The sequence below is a fragment of the Streptomyces sp. NPDC041068 genome, assembly GCF_040647455.1.
In the GTDB taxonomy this organism is placed as follows: Bacteria; Actinomycetota; Actinomycetes; order Streptomycetales; family Streptomycetaceae; genus Streptomyces.
Genome location: NZ_JBEZCG010000037.1, coordinates 1 through 18,934, shown reverse-complemented (window position 1 = coordinate 18,934; position 18,934 = coordinate 1). Strand labels below are relative to the sequence as shown.

The following is an 18,934-nucleotide window of genomic DNA, read 5'->3' as shown; positions in this document are numbered from 1 at the left end:
CTGATTGACTAGCCCTCAACGAACCTCGATCGTGGGGGAATTGGTCGTTATGCGACCGCGTCACGGCTGGGGGGAGCCGACGATGGAACCCAGGGATCAGCGTGCCGCGGGCCCCGGCGACGAGCGCCCGGGTGAGTTCGGCCCGCCGCCCGAGATGCCGGACATGCCACCCCGCACTCCTCCCCAGCCTTCCCAGCCGCCCCAGCCACTCTTGCCCCCTCCACCCCCGCAGGCGCCTCCGCCTCTCCCGCCTCTCCCCGCCCAGCCCCCACGGCCCGGCGAGCGCCCCGGAGAGGGCCCCGATGCAGGACCCGACCCCCTGCGCCCCCTGGCCGTCGCCCTCCTCAACCTCACCGGGCTCGGCCTCGGCTATCTCCTCCTGCGGCGCCACCTGTTCGCCCTCCTCTGCTGCGCCGCCACCGCCGCGCTGCTCCTCCTCGCACTCCCCGCCGACGTCGACGGCGTCCCCCGCGGCGTACTCCTCGGATACGCCGCCCTCCTGCTCCTGGCCGCGGCCCACGGTGCCCTCCGGGCCGCCCGCGACCGGCGGCCCTGGCCGCTGCGGACGCCCGTGGCCGTGGCCCTCGGCGTCGTCCTGCTCGCCGTGCCCGCCGGCGGCTCCTACGCGTACGAGGTCGCACACGACGAAGCCGTCGAGCAGATGCTCATCGACCGCCTCGAACGGGCCGACCGCATCGTCGCGAGCCTCGACGGCCGGCCGTTCGACGACGCGGCGAAGCGCCAGTACAACAAGGCCCTCGGCATCTACCGCGGCCTCGCCGAGGACCACGCGGGATCGCAGGCCGCGGACCGCCTGCCCGACAGCCTCGACGCGTACTACAAATCGGCCGCCGCCCCCTACGAGGCCAGGCGGTACTGCGACGCCATCGCCCCGCTCGAACACCTGCGGACCGTCCCCGACACCCTCGGCAAGGACCACCTCGGCTCCCTCGCCACCTGGCCGGACGACCGCCTCGCCACGTCGCTGTACGAATGCGGCACCGAAGCGCTCGGCAGCACCGAAGCGAACGACCCGCTCACCGAACTCCTCAGCACGTTCCCCGAGTCGGACCAGGCCGCGAAGGTCGCCCCCGCCCTGCGCGCCGCCGTCGACACCCGCTCGGCCGAGCTGAAGGGCTCCGACCCCTGCCCCGCCGTCGACGAGCTGCGCACCCTGGACGACACCGCCGCGGGCCTGCCCGCCGACGACGGGACCGATGGCGACGGGTCCAACGGCGATGGGTCCGATGGCGACGGGTCCGATGACGGATCCAGCGCCAGGCCCGATACCCGCGACCTGCGCGCCACCATCGGCCGCGCCGTGGAGCGCGGCGTCTACGCCTGCGGCGTGGACGAGTTCGAGGACGCGGCCTTCGCCAAGGCCGCCGAGACGCTGAACGGCTTCGCCGAGCAGTATCCGGCCAGCGGCAAGCGCGAGCGCGCCGAGGACATCGCCGTCGCGGCCGAGATCGCCGCCGAGCGCCCGAGCGCGGGCCGCCGCCTGCCCCCGGCGCGATCCTCCGGCGGCGGCAAGGTCGACTTCGTCGTCGCCAACCTCGGCCCCGGAGCCCTTGAGGTCCTCTACACCGGCCCCACCACCGGCACCGTCAAGCTGAAGGACTGCACGTCCTGCCGCATCTACGCCACCAAGTCCGATGGCGACAAGGCCTGCCGGGCCGGTGTCGGCAAGTACCCCAGGACCACCCTCCGGCTGCCCGCCGGCGAGTACCACTTCCTGTACAAGCGGGCCACCGTACGCAATCGAGCCGACGGCGCGCGGCTCAGCACCTCGTACCGCTACACCGACTGCTCCTTCGTGACCCGCGGGACCGCCGGGCTCGGGCTCACTTAACACCTGGTCAGAGGCACGCCGGGCCGTCATTGCCCGGCGTCGTACCGCGTGATACACAGAGTGACCAGACATCACGTACGAGGAAACGTACTAAGTCAGCCAACGAATGGCGCCAAGGCGACATGCGCGGGCCCGATTGTCGGCGAGAATGAGCTGTCCTCTGCACCGAGGTGGGCAGAGGTGGCAGAACAACCCACTAGGGGCGGTGAGTTACACATGCTTATGGCAGCCGAAAAGGGCGACATCACCACCATCATCGGCGGGATCGCCCCCGACTGGGGTCCCTTCGGGAGCCTGGGCAACGAGGCACGGGTGATGATCGAGGTCGTGATGGCGATCGCCATCCTCCTCTGTCTCGGCATTGCGATCTGGGGCGCGGCGAAGCAGCGCATCGGCGCGACGGCGCTGCGCGACACCTTCAGCGCGGAGCAGGGCAAGGGCCTGATCATCGCGGGCCTGACCGGTGTCTTCATCATCGGGTCGCTCGGCACCCTGTTCACCATCGTCTACGGCATGGCGGTCTAGCGTCCCTCCCACCGCCCCGCCTTCCCCTTCCCGCTCATGTCCCCTCTCCCATGTCCCCTCTCCCCACCCGTCCGTCGTGCCCACCGGCTGAGGTTGCAACTCCCTGATGTCGAGTCACCACACCGCGCCCGCGCGGGAACCAGCACGGCTACCGTCGTACGTGGCCTACGTGTCCTGCGTGGCGGTTCAGCGAGAGGTTGAGGGGGCGTACGCGGCATGAGTCCCGACGACGAGCGGAACGACGGCCTCTTCGGCGGCTCGGGAGAGACCCGCACGAGGCTCCCCGAGGGGGAGGGCGCAGGCGGCGACGTCTACGGCTCCGGCCGCAGATCCGGCCGCGGCGGCGGTGCGTCGTCACGGAGCCTGGTGACGGTGGTCGGAGTCGTGGTCCTGCTGATCGCGGCGATCGCCTTCGCGAACAGAGGCGGTGACGAGGACTCCTCCGGAGGGGGGGACGGGAAGAAGGCGGGGGCTGCGGCCCCTACCGCTCCCTCCGGGGAGAAGCCGGTGGCCTCCGGCTTCGGACACGACGAACAGGGCGCCCAGAGTGCCGCCTCCAACTACGCGGTGTCGCTGGTATCGGCCGACATCCTCAAGCCGGACCGCCGCAGCGAGATCGTGCGTCAGCTCTTCGTCGCCGACAAGGTGAGCGAGCTGGAGGACAAGTTCGACAAGACGTACTCCAAGGACTTCCTGGGCAAGATCGGCCTGGACGAGAAGGGCAACGCCGCGCCGGGCGAGACGTACGTCTCGCGCACCGTGCCCGTCGGCACCAAGGCCACGGCGTACTCGGACAGCACGGCGACCGTCGAGGTCTGGTGCACGGGTGCCTTCGGTACGGCCGGCGAGGACACCACGAACCCGGTCAGCAACGACTGGTTCACTCTGACCCTCAAGCTCCGGTGGACCGATGGCGACTGGAAGGTCGAGAGCTTCCGGTCGAAGGACGGCCCTTCTCCCGTGAACGGCGACAACAAGATCTCCAAGGCCGAGGACATCGCCAAGGCCATTGAGGAGTACGGAGGGTTCACGTATGCCCGGTAGCCGTCGCGTACTGAAGCTCACCGCCGCCGCCTCGACCGTCCAGGTGGCGGCGGTCCTGCTGGCCTCGCGTGCCTACGCCGCCCCGGAGCCCGACGACGACAGATGTGACCTCATCGTCGGCCCCGCCAAAAAATACTGCGAAAGAGGCCAAAGCAGCAGCGGCGGCAGCGAAGGCAAGTACCCCGCCGACGCCCCCTTCGACGACTCCTCGACCGACCCCCTGAGCTCCCTCGCCAAGGGCTGTGCCGAAGCCGCCTCCTGGACCGTCGACAAGTTGTCCGACGCCGTCAAGGAGACCGCGAACGTCGACTTCACCAACCCCAAGTTCCTCCAGCAGTACGCCGTCGTCTTCGCCGCGTCCACCGTCCTCACCCTCCTCCTGTGGCTGATGGCGGTGGCCAAGCGCGCCGTCCGCGGCGTCCCGCTGACCACCGCGATCTCCGAGGCCATCGGGTTTCTCTGGCTCACCGTCCTCGCGTCCGCCTTCACCCCCCTGATCCTCTACACCGTCGTCTCGGCGACCGACGGCGTCACGGACGTCATCGCCAAGGCGACGGGCGGTCAGACGGACACGTTCTTCGGGACGTTCTCCAGCGCTCTGAAGAAGGGCGAGGAGATCGGCGGCGGGCCGATCATGCTGATCGTCGTCTCCCTCGTGTCGATCCTCGCCGCGGGCGTCCTGTGGCTGGAGCTCGTGATCAGGGCCGCGCTCCTCTACGTGGGTGCGCTCCTCGGCACCGTCGTGTACGCGGGCCTCGTCGACAAGAACCTGTGGTCGCACGTCCGCCGCTGGGCGGGGATCATGATCGCGGTCATTCTCGTCAAACCGATCATCGTGATCGTCCTCGGGCTCGCCGGAGCGCTCTCCGCCGACGACGGGCCCGACTCCTTCTCCGCCGTCGTCTCCGGGCTCTCGATCATCCTGCTCGCCATCTTCGCGAGCGCCATGATCTACCGCTTCGTCCCCGGCTTCGGGGACGAAATCGCCAACTCCCGGAACAACCGCATCATGCGCGGCGCCGAGAACAAGGCCGCCGCCGTGATCAGCTCCCCGGCCTCCCTCGTCTCCCAGGGCATCAAGACCCACAGCGCCCGCGGGAACGGCGGTGGCGGCGGCCAGGGCGGCCAGGGCAACAACCAGGCGCGGCCCGCCAACCCCGCCAGCGGCGGCGTCGCCGCCCACAGCAGCCGCCCCTCCGGCGGCTCGTCGAACGGCGGCGGATCTGTCCCCTCCGCCGCACCCCCGCCGCGCTCCAGCGCGACGAACACACCGCACGCGGGCAACCGCGGCGGGTCCCGCAACAACAGCACCAGCAGTACCAACCGCACGGGAGGTGAAGGGCGTTGACGACCCAGTCCCACGTGTCCCATCCGGTCGCGCCCCGCCGCACATATCTGATCGGCCGCGCGCGGCCGAACGCGATCGTCGGCAAGAACCGCGAGACCGGGGAGATCGCCCTCATCATCGTGGGGGCGTTCCTCGGCATGATGTGCGGACTCCTCGTCCCCGTCCTCTCCCTGCGCATCGTGCTGCTCACGGGCCTGCCGATGCTCGCCATCGCCGCGGTGTACGTCCCGTACAAGGGCCGGACCTTTTACAAGTGGTTCGAGATCAACCGCAGTTACAAGCGGTCCCTGAAGCGCGGCACCGCCTACCGCTCGGCCGCGGCCGAGGCGGGCGTACGGCTCGACGGAAGGGAAGTCGAGATCGGGCCGCCGCCCGGCATCGGCCGCATCAGCTGGCTGGCCGCGCCCTTCGGCCCGGACGAGATCGCCGTTCTGCTGCACGCGGACCGCAGGACCGTCACCGCGGCCATCGAGATCGAGGGCCCGGGTGTCGGCCTTCGCGACTCCGAGGACCAGGAGGCGCTGGTCGACCGGTTCGGGACCCTCCTCAAGCACGTCGCCAACGGGGACGGGTTCGTCACCCGCCTCCAGATGCTCGCCCGCACCCTGCCCGCCGACCCCGACGCCCACGCCAAGGACGTCAGCCAGCGCGGCGACGACCGGGCCCTGCCGTGGCTCCAGCAGTCGTACGACCAACTGCAGTCGATGGTGTCGACCAGCAGCGAGCAGCACCGCGCCTATCTCGTCGCCTGCATGCACTACTCCCGCGATCTGGCGGGCGAGGCCCAGGCGATGGCCCGCGCGGCCCGCCCGGCCGGCGGCAGGAAGCTCGACAAGGACGCCGGGCTCGCGGTCGTCATGGCGCGCGAGCTGACGGACATCTGCTCGCGGCTGCAGGAAGCCGATATCCGCGTACGGCAGCCGCTCGGTCAGGGACGGCTGGCTTCCCTCGTGCACTCCATGTACGACCCCGACCACCCCATCGACCACATCCAGGCGATGACGAAGCGCAACGCCTGGCCCGCCGAGCTCGACGCCATGGAGCCCACCTTCCTCCAGGCCAAGACCCGCGAGTCCTCCACCCGCGCCCCCTGGTGTCACGCCACGGCCTGGGTGAAGGAGTGGCCGATGACGCCGGTCGGCGTCAACTTCCTCGCGCCACTGCTCGTCCACACCCCGGACGTGATCCGCACGGTCGCCGTGACCATGGACCTGGAGCCCACCGAGGTCGCCATCGAGCGGATGCTGACCGAGAAGACGAACGACGAGGCGGAGGCCAGCCGCCAGGCCAAGATGAACCGCACGGTCGACCCCCGCGACATCGCCTCGCACTCCCGCCTGGACCAGCGCGGCGAGGACCTGGCGAGCGGCGCGGCGGGCGTGAACCTCGTCGGCTACATCACCGTCTCGTCGCGTTCCCCCGAGGCGCTCGCGCGCGACAAGCGCACCATCCGCGCCTCCGCCGGCAAGTCGTATCTGAAGCTGGAGTGGTGCGACCGCGAGCACCACAGGGCCTTCGTCAATACGCTGCCGTTCGCGACCGGCATCCGACGCTAGACGTAGAGGCAGGCTGCCACGATGCGGGATCCGCTGACCGTCCTCACGGACGCCTTCACCTCCTTCCTCTTCGGGAAGGTCGAGACGACCAGGCTTCCGGTGCGTACGTCGACGGGGCAGGCCCAGGCGGTCTACCTCCCGACGGCCGCGCCGGGCCTCGGCGACTCGGGCGTGATCATCGGCCGCGAGGTCTACTCCGGCAAGGGCTACATTTACGACCCCTTCCAGCTGTACGGGCAGCAACTGCCCGCCCCGCACTGGCTGGTGCTCGGCGAGTCCGGCAACGGCAAGTCGGCGCTCGAGAAGACGTACGTCCTGCGACAGTTGCGCTTCAAGGACCGTCAGGTCGTCGTGCTCGACGCGCAGGGTGAGGACGGGGTGGGCGAATGGAACCTCATCGCCCAGGAGCTGGGGATAACTCCCATCCGGCTCGACCCGACGGCCGCCCTGGACATGGGGATCCGGCTGAATCCGCTGGACCCCGCGATCACGACGACCGGCCAGCTCGCGCTCCTGAGGACCATCATCGAGGTCGCGATGGGACACGGGCTCGACGAGCGCTCGGGCTTCGCCCTGAAGGTCGCGCACGCGTACGTGAACGAGACGATCGTGGAGCGGCAGCCGGTCCTCACCGACATCGTCGAGCAGCTGCGGCACCCCGAGCCCGAGTCGGCCGAGGCCATGAACGTGGCCATAGACGACGTACGGGCCTGGGGTCTGGACGTGGCGCTCGTCCTCGACCGCCTCGTCGACGGTGACCTGCGGGGCATGTTCGACGGTCCGACGACCGTGGGCATCGACCTGGACGCCCCGCTGATCGTCTTCGACCTCTCCCACATCGACCGGAACTCCATCGCGATGCCGATCCTGATGGCGATCGTGGGCGTGTGGCTGGAGCACACGTGGATCCGGCCCGACCGCAAGAAGCGCATCTTCCTGGTGGAGGAGGCGTGGCACATCATCAACTCGCCCTTCGTGGCGCAGTTGTTCCAGCGCCTGCTGAAGTTCGGCCGACGGCTCGGTCTGTCGTTCGTGGCGGTGGTCCACCACCTGAGCGACGTCGTCGACGGGGCCGCGGCCAAGGAGGCCGCGGCGATCCTGAAGATGGCGTCGACCCGGACCATCTACGCCCAGAAGGCGGACGAGGCGAGGGCGACGGGGCGGGTGCTCGGGCTGCCGAGGTGGGCGGTGGAGATCATCCCCACCCTCACCCCCGGCATCGCCGTCTGGGACGTGAACGGCAACGTCCAGGTGGTCAAGCACCTCATCACGGAGACGGAACGGCCGCTGGTCTTCACGGACCGCGCCATGACCGAGTCGTCCTCCGACCACGCCGAAGACGACGGACCGGTCGACGACGCCATGCGCGCGGCCGAGTTGGAGGCGGAGGAGCGGGCGGCGTACATGGAGCAGCATGCGGGATGAGTGGGAGCGGGACCGGGAGCGGGACCGGGATCGGGATCGGGCTTCTCGCGGGCGCGGTCCCGATCGGGGCGCGCGTCCCGAACGCGGCGTTCCCGACGGGCTTCTGGTGGGCTTCCTCGGCTTCCTGATCGGGGCCACGGTGCTCGTCTGGTCGGCGACGAACCTCGCGGGCCGGTTCGCGCACGGGGCCTGGCCGGAGAAGGTGTCGTTCGGTCATACGCCGCCTGCCGTACGGCACTTGGTGGGCAACCCGAAGGACGTGGCGGGCGCGTGGCCCGAGACCCCGGCGGACCAGCTCTCAGGGTACGGGCTCTTCTGGGGCCTGTTCATCGGCCAGCTGATGGTCCTGATCGTGCTGACGGTCTTCGTGATGGGGACGGTGACGCGGTGGCGGGCGGTGCGGAGGGCCCGCCGGGCGGGTGCGGCTTCGGCTGCCGCCGGGCCGGTCGAGTCCACTGGGCGTGCCGGGGGCTCTGGGGCTGAAGGGTTCTCCGGGGCTGCCGGATCTTCTGGGGCTGCCGGGGTCTCTGGGCCTGTCGAGTCCTCTGGGGCTGCCGGGCTCGCTGGGGCTGCCGGATTCTCTGGTCCTGGTACGGCTTCTTCGCCGGGTGTGGCTGCCGGGCCTGGTACGGCTTCTTCGCCGGGTGTGGCTGCCGGGTCCTATGCGGCTACTGGCCCCGCCGAGTCCCCCGCGGCCGCCGAGCCCCCCGTGCCGGTCGAGTGCGCCGCGTCGGCCTCGTACGCCGCCCCCGTCGCCGAGCCGGTCGCCGCCGAGGCCCCGCTCCCCGACTCCGCGGTCCCCACCCCCCGTACCCCGTTGGTGCTCGGGGGCCCCACCACCCGTCGGCCGCTCGCCGTCCAGGCCATTCAGGACGCCGAGGGCGCGGCCCTCGTCCTGACCTCCGATCCCACCCTGTGGGCCGAGACGAAGGACGCCCGCGCCAAGCTCGGCCCCGTCCTGCTCTACGACCCCCTCCACCTCTGCGACACCCCGGCCCGCCTGCACTGGTCCCCCACCTCCGGCTGCCAGGACAGGACGACCGCCGATCAGCGCGCCGCCGCCCTCCTCGCCCCGATAAGGCCGACCGCGAAGCTGGACAGCGCCGTGGCCGACACCGCGCGGACGCTGATGCGCAGCTTCCTGCACGCCGCCGCGGTGGCCGACAAGCCCATGAAGCTCGTCCACCGCTGGTCCCAGGGCACCCAGGTCCAGGAGGCGGTACGCATTCTCCGTACGCACCCCAAGGCCTCGTCCGGAGCCGCGGGCGAGCTGGAGGCCGCGCTCACCGCGCACCCCGAACGACGCGACATCGCCCAGGAGTTGACCGCCCGCGCCCTCTCCGCGCTCTTCACTGTCCACGTACGCGAGTCGTGCACGCCGAACCGAACTGATGCGCTCACCCTGGATTCCTTCGTGGATGAAGGGGGCACGCTTTTTGTGGTGGGTGAGGCGATCGAGGATCCCAAGTCCCACCAGGGCCCGGGTGCCATGCCTCTGTTGACGGCACTCGCCTCCAGCGTGGTCGAGCACGGCCGGCGCATGGCCGCACGGTCATCCTCCGGTCGGCTCGACCCACCAATGACCCTCGTCCTGGACGACGTCGCCGCGGTGGCCCCGCTGCCCCAGCTGCCGGAGCTGCTCGCCGCGGGCGCGGACAGCGGGCTTCCGACCCTGGCGCTGCTGCGGTCGCGGGAGCAGGGCAGGGCGCGCTGGCCGGACAGTGAACTGCCGGTGCCGTAGCGGGACTTCAGCGCCGAAGCGCTTCGGCACCGAACGGCTTCAGCGCTTGCCGCCGTCCACGTCCAGCGTCGTACCGGTCGTGAACCCGTTCTCCATCAGGTACGCCGCCGCGTGGGCGACCTCCTCGGCCGTGCCGGGCCGCCCCACCGGCAGCCGCCCCGCGATCTCCTCGCGGTAGGCGCGGTGCTCCTCGGGGCTCATCAGGTGCGCGTGCGTGTCGGTCGGGCCCGGGGCGATGGCGTTGACGCGCAGCGGCGCGAGCTCCATGGCGAGGGACTTCACGGTGGCCTCGACGGCGCCGTTGACCGCGGCGAAGGCGAAGAATCCGGGGTCGACCTTGCGGTAGAGGTAGCCGGAGACGAGCGTGACCGAACCGGTGTCCTTCGGCATGTGCGGCAGCGCGGCCCGCAGACACCGGTACTGCCCCCACCACTTGACCTCGAAGAACTGCCGCACCTGGGCCTCGGTGAGCTCCTCGAAGGGTGCGATGACGCTGCCCGAGGCGCAGGTGAAGAGGTGGTCGATGGTGCCGACCGACCCCATGACCTCCTCCACGGCGGCGCCGTCGGTGACGTCCAGGGCGCGGAACGCGGTCTCGGCGCCGGTCAGTTCGGCGATCCGCTCGGCGTGCGGGCGCACCGCGTCGGCGCTGCGGTCGGTGAGGACGACGCGGGCGCCGCGCCGCGCGACGAGTTCGGCGGTGGCGAGCCCGATGCCGCTGCCCGCACCGGTGATGACGACGGTGCTGCCGGAGAGATTCACATGAACCACGATCCTTCGATTCCCGATTACTGATTGCCGATTAGCGATTGCCGATTCCTTCGATTCACAAGAAGGAATCCCTTGTGGCTTCGAGTCTCACAGCGATGCCCCGCATGAACCTTAGAAATCCCGGTGCATAATCGTGCGATGCACGATGACGCACAGGGTCCCGCAACCGGCTGCCGCTGCACCGACGCCGCCGAGGCCCCCTGCGCCGAGGGCCTGAGCCGCTACCGCGCGGCCGTCGTCAAGGGCTGCCTGCCGCGCGCGACGGCGCCCCACTGCCTCGTACGCCTGGGTCTGCTGACGCCGCCGCCGGACGACCCCGGGGTCCTGGTGCCCGTGTCGCCGAACGTCGCCGAGTCCGAGCTGCTGCAGCCCGTGCGGGAGCTGCTCGACGCCCAGCAGGAGCAGCTGCGCGCCATCAGCTCCGGGTTCTCCCCGGTCCATGCGATCTACCGGGCCGCGCGGCGCGAGTCCCAGGACTGGCTGACCGTCGTCGACGGCGCGGACGCCGTGCCCGCACTCCTGGAGCAGGCCGTGCGCGACTGCCGCGCGGAGCTCCTGACGAGCCTCCCGGAGCCTGTCATCGCCCCGCCGTCCGGCGTCACGCACCGGGCCCTGCATCCGCACGCGGCCCGCACCCATGCCGCGCAGTGGCGGCACATCCAGGACATCGAACGGGCGGGCGGCCACGTCCGTACCCTGCACCAGCTGACCGGCCACCTGATGCTCTGCGACCGGTCCGTGGCCTACCTTCTCGGCCAGGGATCCGGCGCCGTGGAGATCAGGCAGCCCGCCGTCGTGGCGCACCTCGCGGCCGTCTTCGACGACGCTTGGGAACGGGCGAGGCCGGTGGCCGAACCGACCGCCGCGCGCACCCGCGAGCCACTGATCGTCGACGAGGTCCGCCGCACGGTCATGAAGCTCCTCGTCTCCGGCCTCACGGACGACGCGATCGCGCGCCGCCTCGGGGTGTCGCGGCGCACGGTGGCGGGCCATGTAGCCGCGATCTCCCGGGAGTTGGGCTCACAGTCACGGGCGCAGCTCGGGTACCTCATCGCACGGGCGGAACCCGGGCTCTAGGCCCCGCCCGTCTTCCCGTACAACCGCAGGAAGATCCCCACCCCGTCCCGCACGATCTCCTCGACCTCGGCCTTCTCCAGCGGCAGCGCACCGAAGTACGACTCGGCCATCACTCCGCCGCCCACCAGGAGCGCGAGGTGCCGCGCCGCCTTGCGCGCGTTCGCCTCGTCGACGGCGAGGAGCCCCTGCCGCCCGAGGTCCAACAGCCAACGCCCCAGGGCCTCCTGGGTCGCCCGCGGCCCGATGCGCTGCCACTCGTCCAGGACGTCCGCGGGCAGCCGCTGCCCCTCCGGAATGATCTGGCGTACGACGGAGAAGTGCCCGGGGTGCGCCTCGGCCTGCCCGACCCAGTCGCGGGCGAAGTCGAGGAGGTCCTCCTCGATGTCGCGGACCTTGCGCAGATGCTTCTCGAAGAGCGCCTCCGTGGCCGCCGTCACCGAGGCCGCGCTCTCCAGCAGGACGGCCCGGAAGAGGCCCTCCTTGTCGCCGAAGTGGTTGTAAATGGTGCGCGAGGAGACGCAGGCCTCGGCGGCGATGGCGTCGATGCTCGCGCGCGTGTAGCCCTCGCGTCCGAAGACGGTGCGGGCGCCGCTCGTGATGGCCCGGCGCTTCTCCAACATCCCTTTGCGCAGGGGCTTCTGTCCTTCTTCGCCCTGCCCTTCGCCCTGCCCTGCACCCTGTTCCGTGCTGCTCGCCATCTCACCTCTCCCAGGAAAATTACAATGGCCGTTGTAATAACTACAACGCCCGTTGTACTTTACTCGCATGCCTACCGAGACCGCTCCGCAGGCCCCTCAGCCCATCCGCAGGGGCCGTCCCGTCCGTCCTTCCCGTCCTTCCCGTCCTTCCCGTCCCGCCCGTTCCGCCCGTTCCTCCCGTCCCGTCCTGACCCTCCTCGTCGTGCTGCTCGGCATGTTCACACTGCCGATGGCGATGTCCGGCACCACCGTGGCCCTGCCCCGCATCGGCTCCGACCTCGACGCGTCGGGCGCGGCCCTCCAGTGGGTCGTCGTCGGCTACTTCCTCGCCGCCTCCTCCTTCATGCTCGTCGCGGGCTCGCTCGGCGACATCTTCGGCCGCCGCCGCGTCCTCACCGCGGGCGCCACGCTCTACGCGGCGGGCACCCTGGCCTCCGCCTTCGCCCAGCACATCCTGCTCCTGGACGCGGCACGGCTGCTGTCGGGCGTGGGCGCCGCGGGCGTCATGGCGAGCGGCGGCTCCCTGCTCGCCGCCACCTACTCCGGACCCGCGCGGACCAGGGTCTTCGCCGCCCTCGGCACCACGGCGGGCGTCGGCCTCGCCGTCGGCCCCACCTTCTCGGGCTGGATGGTGGACGGACTCGGCTGGCGCACCACGTTCCTGGTCTTCGCCGCCGCGGGCGCCCTCGTCCTCACCGGCGGCCGCTTCCTCGCCGAGTCCCGCGCCGACGCCCCGCCGCGCGTCGACAAGGCCGGCGCCGCCACCTTCATCGGCGGGCTCTCCCTGACCCTCTTCGCCGTCACGCAAGGCTCCAAGTCCGGCTGGACGTCGGTGAGTACGCTGCTACCGCTCGCCGCGGGCCTGGCGCTGCTCATCACCTTCGTACGCGTGGAGAAGCGCCTCGCCGCGAGCGGTGGCCGCCCCATCCTCGACCTCTCCCTGACGCGCAACCCCGCCTTCCTCGGCTGGTCCCTCGGCTCCTTCGGGCTCGGCGCGGGCACCACCGGCGTCCTGGTCTTCCTGCCCACCTACCTCCAGGGCACCAGCGGCACCACGGCACGCGACGCGGGCCTGAGCCTGCTCCTGATGACCGTCCCGGTCCTCGCCCTGCCCCCGCTCGGCGCCCGCCTGGTCAACCGCGGCGTCCCGGCCCGCCGACTGCTCGTCCTGTCCCTGCTCCTGATCGCCGCGGGCAACGCCTGGCTGACCGCCCTGCACCCCGGCATCTCCGCGGCCGGGCTCGCCGGGCCCCTGCTGACCATCGGCATCGGGCAGGGCCTGTCCGTCGGCATCATCGACGCCCAGGCGCTCGGCATGGTCGAACCCGCGAAGGTCGGCATGGCGTCGGGCTTCCTCAACACCGTCCGAGGCGGCACAGGCGCCGTCATGCTCACCCTCTTCGGCGCGCTGCTGCTCGCCCTCCTGGAGCCCCGGGTCGGTTCGGCGGAGCTCGCGGGCCGCGTCACGGCCGGCGCGGGCGGTCACGCCGCCGAGTTCACCGAGGCCTGGCAGATCACCCTCTGGACCGTGGCGGGCGCAACCGCCGCCCTGGCCCTGCTTGTTCACGTCCTGCTGCGACCGCGCCCCGAGCCCCGGCCCCGCACGGTCGAAGCGCCCAAGACCACCCCGGCCGCCTTGTCGGAAACCACGACAGCGCAGACTCACTGACGCTCCGCACAGCAACTGCCCTCAGCACAAACCTTTTTGACCGGCACGAGCCATCATGACCGGCACGAGCCTTCATGACCGGCACGAGCCTTCATGACCAGCACGAGCCTTCATGACCAGCACGCACCTGAATCACCAGCACGCACTTTCTTGAGGAGTACGCCATGTCCACCACCTCGAACACCACCACCGCCGCCGCGCCCCTACGCCTCGCCGTGATCGTCGGCTCCACCCGCGACGGCCGCTTCGGCCCCACCGTCGGCGGCTGGTTCACCGCCCTCGCCGAGCAGCACACCGGCTTCGACGTCGACGTCATCGACGTCGCCGACCTGGAGCTGCCCTCCGCCCACCCGGACTGGGGCACCGAGCGCACGCCCGCGCTCACCGCGCTCGCCGAACGGGTCGACGCCGCCGACGCGTTCGTGGTGATCACCCCGGAGTACAACCACAGCTTCCCGGCCGCCCTCAAGCACTTCATCGACCTGCACCGCACGGAGTGGGAGGCCAAGGCCGTCGGCTTCGTCTCCTACGGCGGCGTCAGCGGCGGCCTGCGCGCCGTCGAGCAGCTCCGTCTGGTCTTCGCCGAGCTGCACTGCGCGACCGTCCGCGACGGCGTCAGCTTCCACGGCGCCTGGGACCACTTCGGCGAGGGCGGCCGCGCCCACGAGGAGGACGGCGCGGCCGGCGCCGCCAAGGTCATGCTCGACCAGCTGGCCTGGTGGGCGAAGGCCCTGCACACCGCCCGCGCGGAGAACCCGTACCGCTAAGGCTTCTTGAGCACCAGCTCGTACTCGCGCGAAGAGGGGTCGCCCGGCACCGGGACGGCCCCTCCGCTGCGTTCGAACCCGAACCGCAGGTAAAACGCCTGCGCCCGCGGATTGTTCTCGTGGACGTACAACCGCACCCGCTCAAGCCCCTCAAGGGACCACGCCCACGCGACGGCCGCCTCGAACAGGGCCTCCGTCACCCCGCTCCCCCGCCGCTCGGGCCGCACGAAGACCCCCACGACATGCGCCTGGCGCTGCTCGATCACCCCGCCGAAGACGTCGCCCGCCCCGGCCTCCTCGACGAGGACCGTCACCGAGCCCGCCCAGTCGCCGTGCGGCCCCTCGGCCACGAACTGCCGGGCGAGCAGCCCCCGCGAGGCCCCCGCCGCACGCTCCTGCCAGTAGGAGTCCGGCTTCGCGGCGGCGTCCTCGTACGTCTCCAGAAAGGCGACCGGAGCCGCCGGATCCCGCAGCGCGGCCAGGCGGAGCTCCCTGACCTGCGGCCACTCCTCGGCGCGGACAGTCCGTACGACGTACTCGTGTTCCATGCCGTGATCCTAAGTCGCCCCCGGTGCTCACCCTCGATAGTTTCTCGGGGTCGCCGTCGTACCCGGGTACTACCGCGGGCCCGCGCTTCCCGCCCCCGGTCCGACGATCCGCGCCCCCGCGAACGGCAGCATCGAAGCCATGATTAGGGCATACGGACTGACCAAACGCTACGGCGACAAGACCGTCGTCGACGACCTCGGCTTCGAGGTCCTCCCGGGCACCGTCACCGGCTTCCTCGGCCCCAACGGCGCGGGCAAGTCCACCACCATGCGGATGCTCCTCGGCCTCGACGCCCCCACCCACGGCCGCGCCACCATCGGCGACCGCACCTACGCGGCCCACCCCGCGCCCCTCCACGAGGTCGGCGCGCTCCTGGAGGCCCGCTCCGTCCACCCGGGCCGCTCCGCCTACCACCACCTCATGGCGCTCGCCCACACCCACTCCATCCCCAAGAGCCGCGTGGACGCGGTCCTCGAACTGGCCGGCATCCACGAGGTCGCCCGCAAGCGCGTCAAGGGCTTCTCCCTCGGCATGGGGCAGCGCCTGGGCATCGCGGCCGCCCTGCTCGGCGACCCCGCCACGGTCATCCTCGACGAGCCGGTCAACGGCCTCGACCCCGAGGGCGTCCTGTGGATCCGCAACCTCCTCAAGTCCCTTGCCGCCGAAGGCCGTACGGTCCTCGTCTCCTCGCACCTCATGAGCGAGATGGCGCTGACCGCCGAGCACCTGATCATCATCGGCCGCGGCAGACTCCTCGCCGACACCACCGTCGACCGCTTCGTACGCGAGTCGGGCACCGGGTCCGTCAAGGTCGTCACCCCCGAGGCCGGCCACCTCTGCGAGCTCCTCGCGGGCCCCGGCGTGGAGATCACCGCCGACACCCCCGGCACCCTCGACGTGCGCGGCGCCGACGCCCAGCACATCGGCCGCACCGCCGCAGCCCACGGCATCCCCCTCTTCGAACTGACCCCGCAGACCGCGTCGTTGGAGCAGGCCTTCATGGACCTCACCCGCGACTCGGTCGAGTACGTCGCCTCGACAACCGTCCCCGCCACCCCGCACCCGGAAGGAGTCGCGGCATGAGCACCACCCTCACCACCGACCGCCCGGCCACCACCCGACACCCAGCCACCACCTACCGCCTGAGCACCAAGGGCATCGTCCGCTCCGAGTGGCACAAGCTGTGGACGCTCCGTTCGACCTGGATCACCCTGATCACCGCGAGCATCCTGGTCATCGCCGTCGGCATCACGATGGGCTCCACCTACGACGGCGACGACGCCGACATCGACACCGTCGTCTTCACCCTCTTCGGCACCCAGCTCTCCCAGATCTGCCTCGCCGTCCTCGGCATCCTGGTCACCGCGGGCGAGTACTCGACGGGCATGATCCGCTCCTCGCTCGCCGCGGTCCCGCGCCGCCTGCCCGTCCTGTGGTCCAAGGCCGGTGTCTTCACCGCGGTCGCCTTCGCGGTGACCCTCGCGACGAACGTCGTCACCTTCCTCGTCGCCCAGATCTGGCTCTCGGACACCGACAAGGCGCTCTCCCTCACCGACTCCGGCGTCTTCGGCGCCCTCACGACCAGCGCCGCCTCCATCACGCTGCTCAGCCTCATCGCGCTCGGCCTCGGCGCGCTGCTCCGCTCGGTGCCCGGCGCCATCGGCGCGTTCGTCGGCTCGGTCCTGATCCTGCCCGAGGTCATGACGATGCTGCCGTTCAGCGCCGTGGACACCGCGGTGAAGTACTTCCCGGCCCAGGCCGCGAGCTCGCTCGGCTCGGTGACCCGCGTCGAGAACACCATCGCACCGGGCATGGCCGTCTTCACCCTCACGCTGTGGGCGGCGGCCATCATGGCGGCGGCGACGGTTCTGCTCAAGCGACGCGACGTATGAGCCCGTGTACGAGGATGAGGCCGTGACCGAGCCACACCCCCTCACCCAGCTCCTCCAGCGACTGACCCAGCGGGTGCGCGCCTTCGACAGGCGGCGCCCGCTCGTCTGGGATCTGCTGGTCACCGCCTTCTTCATGGCCGCCGCCCTCGTCGACGCGACGGGCGGCTGGCGCAACATCGCACCCAACACGGAGGTGCCGGGCTGGCTCATCTTCCTGATGAGCGTGGGCCTTTCGCTCCCCGTGCTGTGGCGCCGCCGCCACCCGATGGCGGTCCTCGCCGTCATGGTGGCCACCGGTCTGGTCAACAGCTGGACCGGCGCCATGCTGCAGGCCTCTCTGATCCAGATGCTCGTCCTCTTCAGCATCGCGATGCGACTGCCGCTGAAGACGCTCGGCTGGGCGGGCCTCATGATGGTCGCGCCGCTCGTCATCGGCACGGTCCGCTATCCCGAGGACAGTTGGGACCAGCAGATCATTCCGAACGTATGGGCGTACGCCCTCGTCGCGCTCCTCGGCATCGCGGTCCGCTCCCGCCAGGACTACACAGAGGCCCTCGTCGAACGCGCCCACCGGCTGGAGGTCGAGCGCGACCAGCAGGCCCAGCTCGCCGCGGCCGCGGAACGCACCCGGATCGCCCGCGAGATGCACGACATCATCGGTCACAACCTCTCCGTCATCACCGGCCTCGCGGACGGCGGTTCGTACGCCGCCGCCAAGTCCCCCGAGCGCGCCTCCCAGGCCCTGGAGGCCATCGGCACGACCAGCCGCCAGGCCCTCGCCGAACTCCGCCGCCTCCTGGACGTCCTGCGCGACGACGCCCCCGCCGCGGCGGAGCTCTCCCCGCAGCCGGCCCTGACCGACCTGAACCAACTCATCGACGGGGTACGGGCCGCGGGCCTCCCGGTACGCAGCACGGTGCACGGCCGCCCCGACTCGGTCCCCGCGGGCCGCCAGCTCACCGTCTACCGGGTAGTGCAGGAAGCCCTCACGAACACCCTCAAGCACGGCGGCCCCGACGCCACGGCCACGGTCGATGTCGCCTACGGCGACGACGGCGTGACGGTGGAGGTGACGGACACAGGAGTGGGCGGCCCCCAAAGCTCCCCGCCCTCCGCCAAGGGCCGCGGCCTGACGGGAATGCACGAGCGAACCACCATGTACGACGGCACACTTGAGGCGGGGCCACGCCCCCACCCGCCGGGCGGCTGGCGGGTCCACCTCCACCTCCCTAAGGACAACGAAACACCGTGACGACCGTGCTCATCGTCGACGACCAACCCATGCAGCGCTTCGGCTTCCGCATGCTCCTGGAGAGCCAGGACGACCTCGCGGTGGCGGGCGAGGCGGGCAACGGCAGCGAGGCGGTCCGCATGACGGCCGAACTCCACCCGGACGTCGTCCTGATGGACATCCGCATGCCGGGCCTCGACGGCATCGAGGCCACCCGCCGCATCGTCGCGTCGGGCGCCCGCACCCGCGTCCTGATCCTCACGACGTTCGACCTCGACGAATACGCGTACGCGGGTCTGCGCGCCGGCGCCTCCGGCTTCCTCATCAAGGACGCCCTGCCCGAGGAACTCCTCGCCGGAATCCGCGCCGTCGCCTCGGGCGACGCGGTGGTCGCCCCGAGCCTGACCCGCCGCCTCCTCGACGCGTACGCCGACCATCTCCCGGAGGCCGGCTCCTCCCCCGCGAATCCGGAGAACCACCCACGCCTGGCCTCCCTCACGGACCGCGAACGCGAAATCCTGACGGTGATCGGCCAGGGCTGGACGAACGCGGAAATCGCATCGCGCCTGCACCTTGCGGAATCCACGGTGAAGACGCACGTGGGCCGCATCCTGGCGAAGACGGGCGCGAGGGACAGGGTCCAGGCAGTGATCCTGGCGTACGACACGAAATTGGTGAGCCCGTCTTAAAAGGGCCTGGAACGCAGAAAACCCCCGCACCATACGGTGCGGGGGTTTCCCGTTCAAAATTAGTTCGGCGGCGTCCTACTCTCCCACAGGGTCCCCCCTG

The 18,934-nt window shown here is 71.0% G+C and carries 17 protein-coding genes; 14 read left to right on the top strand and 3 right to left on the bottom strand.

Features of this window, described 5'->3' with window-relative positions; all coding sequences use genetic code 11:
- Positions 1-82 precede the first annotated feature (82 nt).
- From AB0B50_RS43765 to AB0B50_RS43735, 7 genes are all read left to right on the top strand, one after another.
- Positions 83-1,852, top strand: a complete 1,770-nt coding sequence (locus AB0B50_RS43765) for a hypothetical protein (RefSeq protein ID WP_362343418.1) — start codon at positions 83-85, stop codon at positions 1,850-1,852.
- Positions 1,853-2,068: 216 nt separating this feature from the next.
- On the top strand, positions 2,069-2,377 hold the full coding sequence (locus AB0B50_RS43760; protein ID WP_055570172.1) for a hypothetical protein: 309 nt from the start codon (positions 2,069-2,071) through the stop codon (positions 2,375-2,377).
- A 216-nt stretch (positions 2,378-2,593) separates the two neighbouring features.
- The gene (locus AB0B50_RS43755; RefSeq protein ID WP_362343415.1) at positions 2,594-3,421 is read left to right on the top strand and encodes a hypothetical protein; all 828 of its coding nucleotides are present in this window, start codon (positions 2,594-2,596) and stop codon (positions 3,419-3,421) included.
- Positions 3,411-4,769, top strand: a complete 1,359-nt coding sequence (locus AB0B50_RS43750; protein ID WP_362343412.1) for a hypothetical protein — start codon at positions 3,411-3,413, stop codon at positions 4,767-4,769. The genes AB0B50_RS43755 and AB0B50_RS43750 overlap by 11 nt, the downstream gene beginning before the upstream one ends.
- The gene (locus AB0B50_RS43745; RefSeq protein WP_362343410.1) at positions 4,766-6,325 is read left to right on the top strand and encodes an SCO6880 family protein; all 1,560 of its coding nucleotides are present in this window, start codon (positions 4,766-4,768) and stop codon (positions 6,323-6,325) included. Before AB0B50_RS43750 ends, AB0B50_RS43745 begins: the two co-directional genes overlap by 4 nt.
- Before the next feature lie 21 nt (positions 6,326-6,346).
- The gene (locus AB0B50_RS43740; RefSeq protein ID WP_362343407.1) at positions 6,347-7,750 is read left to right on the top strand and encodes an ATP-binding protein; all 1,404 of its coding nucleotides are present in this window, start codon (positions 6,347-6,349) and stop codon (positions 7,748-7,750) included.
- A 103-nt stretch (positions 7,751-7,853) separates the two neighbouring features.
- The gene (locus AB0B50_RS43735) at positions 7,854-9,491 is read left to right on the top strand and encodes a type VI secretion protein (protein ID WP_362343457.1); all 1,638 of its coding nucleotides are present in this window, start codon (positions 7,854-7,856) and stop codon (positions 9,489-9,491) included.
- A 39-nt stretch (positions 9,492-9,530) separates the two neighbouring features.
- Here the strand turns inward: AB0B50_RS43735 and AB0B50_RS43730 are convergent, their stop codons facing one another.
- Entirely contained in the window at positions 9,531-10,253 is a 723-nt protein-coding gene (locus AB0B50_RS43730) for an SDR family oxidoreductase (protein ID WP_362343404.1), read from the bottom strand.
- 147 nt (positions 10,254-10,400) lie between these two features.
- Here AB0B50_RS43730 and AB0B50_RS43725 point away from each other — a divergent pair, with 147 nt between their 5' ends.
- The gene (locus tag AB0B50_RS43725; protein WP_362343402.1) at positions 10,401-11,339 is read left to right on the top strand and encodes a helix-turn-helix transcriptional regulator; all 939 of its coding nucleotides are present in this window, start codon (positions 10,401-10,403) and stop codon (positions 11,337-11,339) included.
- On the opposite strand, the gene AB0B50_RS43720 is transcribed toward AB0B50_RS43725, so the two are convergent.
- Positions 11,336-12,037: a TetR/AcrR family transcriptional regulator gene (locus AB0B50_RS43720; protein ID WP_362343399.1), complete on the bottom strand. Its 702-nt coding sequence runs from the start codon at positions 12,035-12,037 to the stop codon at positions 11,336-11,338. The genes AB0B50_RS43725 and AB0B50_RS43720 overlap by 4 nt on opposite strands.
- 67 nt (positions 12,038-12,104) lie before the next feature.
- Between AB0B50_RS43720 and AB0B50_RS43715 the strand changes: the two genes are divergently transcribed.
- Positions 12,105-13,706: an MFS transporter gene (locus AB0B50_RS43715; RefSeq protein ID WP_362343397.1), complete on the top strand. Its 1,602-nt coding sequence runs from the start codon at positions 12,105-12,107 to the stop codon at positions 13,704-13,706.
- 164 nt (positions 13,707-13,870) lie between these two features.
- Entirely contained in the window at positions 13,871-14,473 is a 603-nt protein-coding gene (locus AB0B50_RS43710; RefSeq protein WP_362343394.1) for an NAD(P)H-dependent oxidoreductase, read from the top strand.
- Here the strand turns inward: AB0B50_RS43710 and AB0B50_RS43705 are convergent.
- Positions 14,470-15,021, bottom strand: a complete 552-nt coding sequence (locus AB0B50_RS43705) for a GNAT family N-acetyltransferase (RefSeq protein ID WP_362343391.1) — start codon at positions 15,019-15,021, stop codon at positions 14,470-14,472. The two genes, AB0B50_RS43710 and AB0B50_RS43705, sit on opposite strands and share 4 nt — an antisense overlap.
- A 139-nt stretch (positions 15,022-15,160) precedes the next feature.
- Here AB0B50_RS43705 and AB0B50_RS43700 point away from each other — a divergent pair, with 139 nt between their 5' ends.
- Genes AB0B50_RS43700 through AB0B50_RS43685 form a run of 4 tightly spaced genes read left to right on the top strand, consistent with a single transcriptional unit; the run spans position 15,161 to position 18,834 of the window.
- Positions 15,161-16,105, top strand: a complete 945-nt coding sequence (locus AB0B50_RS43700) for an ATP-binding cassette domain-containing protein (RefSeq protein WP_362343388.1) — start codon at positions 15,161-15,163, stop codon at positions 16,103-16,105.
- On the top strand, positions 16,102-16,914 hold the full coding sequence (locus AB0B50_RS43695) for an ABC transporter permease (RefSeq protein ID WP_362343386.1): 813 nt from the start codon (positions 16,102-16,104) through the stop codon (positions 16,912-16,914). Before AB0B50_RS43700 ends, AB0B50_RS43695 begins: the two co-directional genes overlap by 4 nt.
- Positions 16,915-16,936: 22 nt before the next feature.
- Complete coding sequence (locus AB0B50_RS43690) at positions 16,937-18,166, top strand: histidine kinase (RefSeq protein WP_362343383.1); 1,230 nt, start codon at positions 16,937-16,939, stop codon at positions 18,164-18,166.
- Positions 18,163-18,834, top strand: a complete 672-nt coding sequence (locus AB0B50_RS43685; RefSeq protein ID WP_362343380.1) for a response regulator transcription factor — start codon at positions 18,163-18,165, stop codon at positions 18,832-18,834. The genes AB0B50_RS43690 and AB0B50_RS43685 overlap by 4 nt, the downstream gene beginning before the upstream one ends.
- Positions 18,835-18,934: the final 100 nt, after the last annotated feature.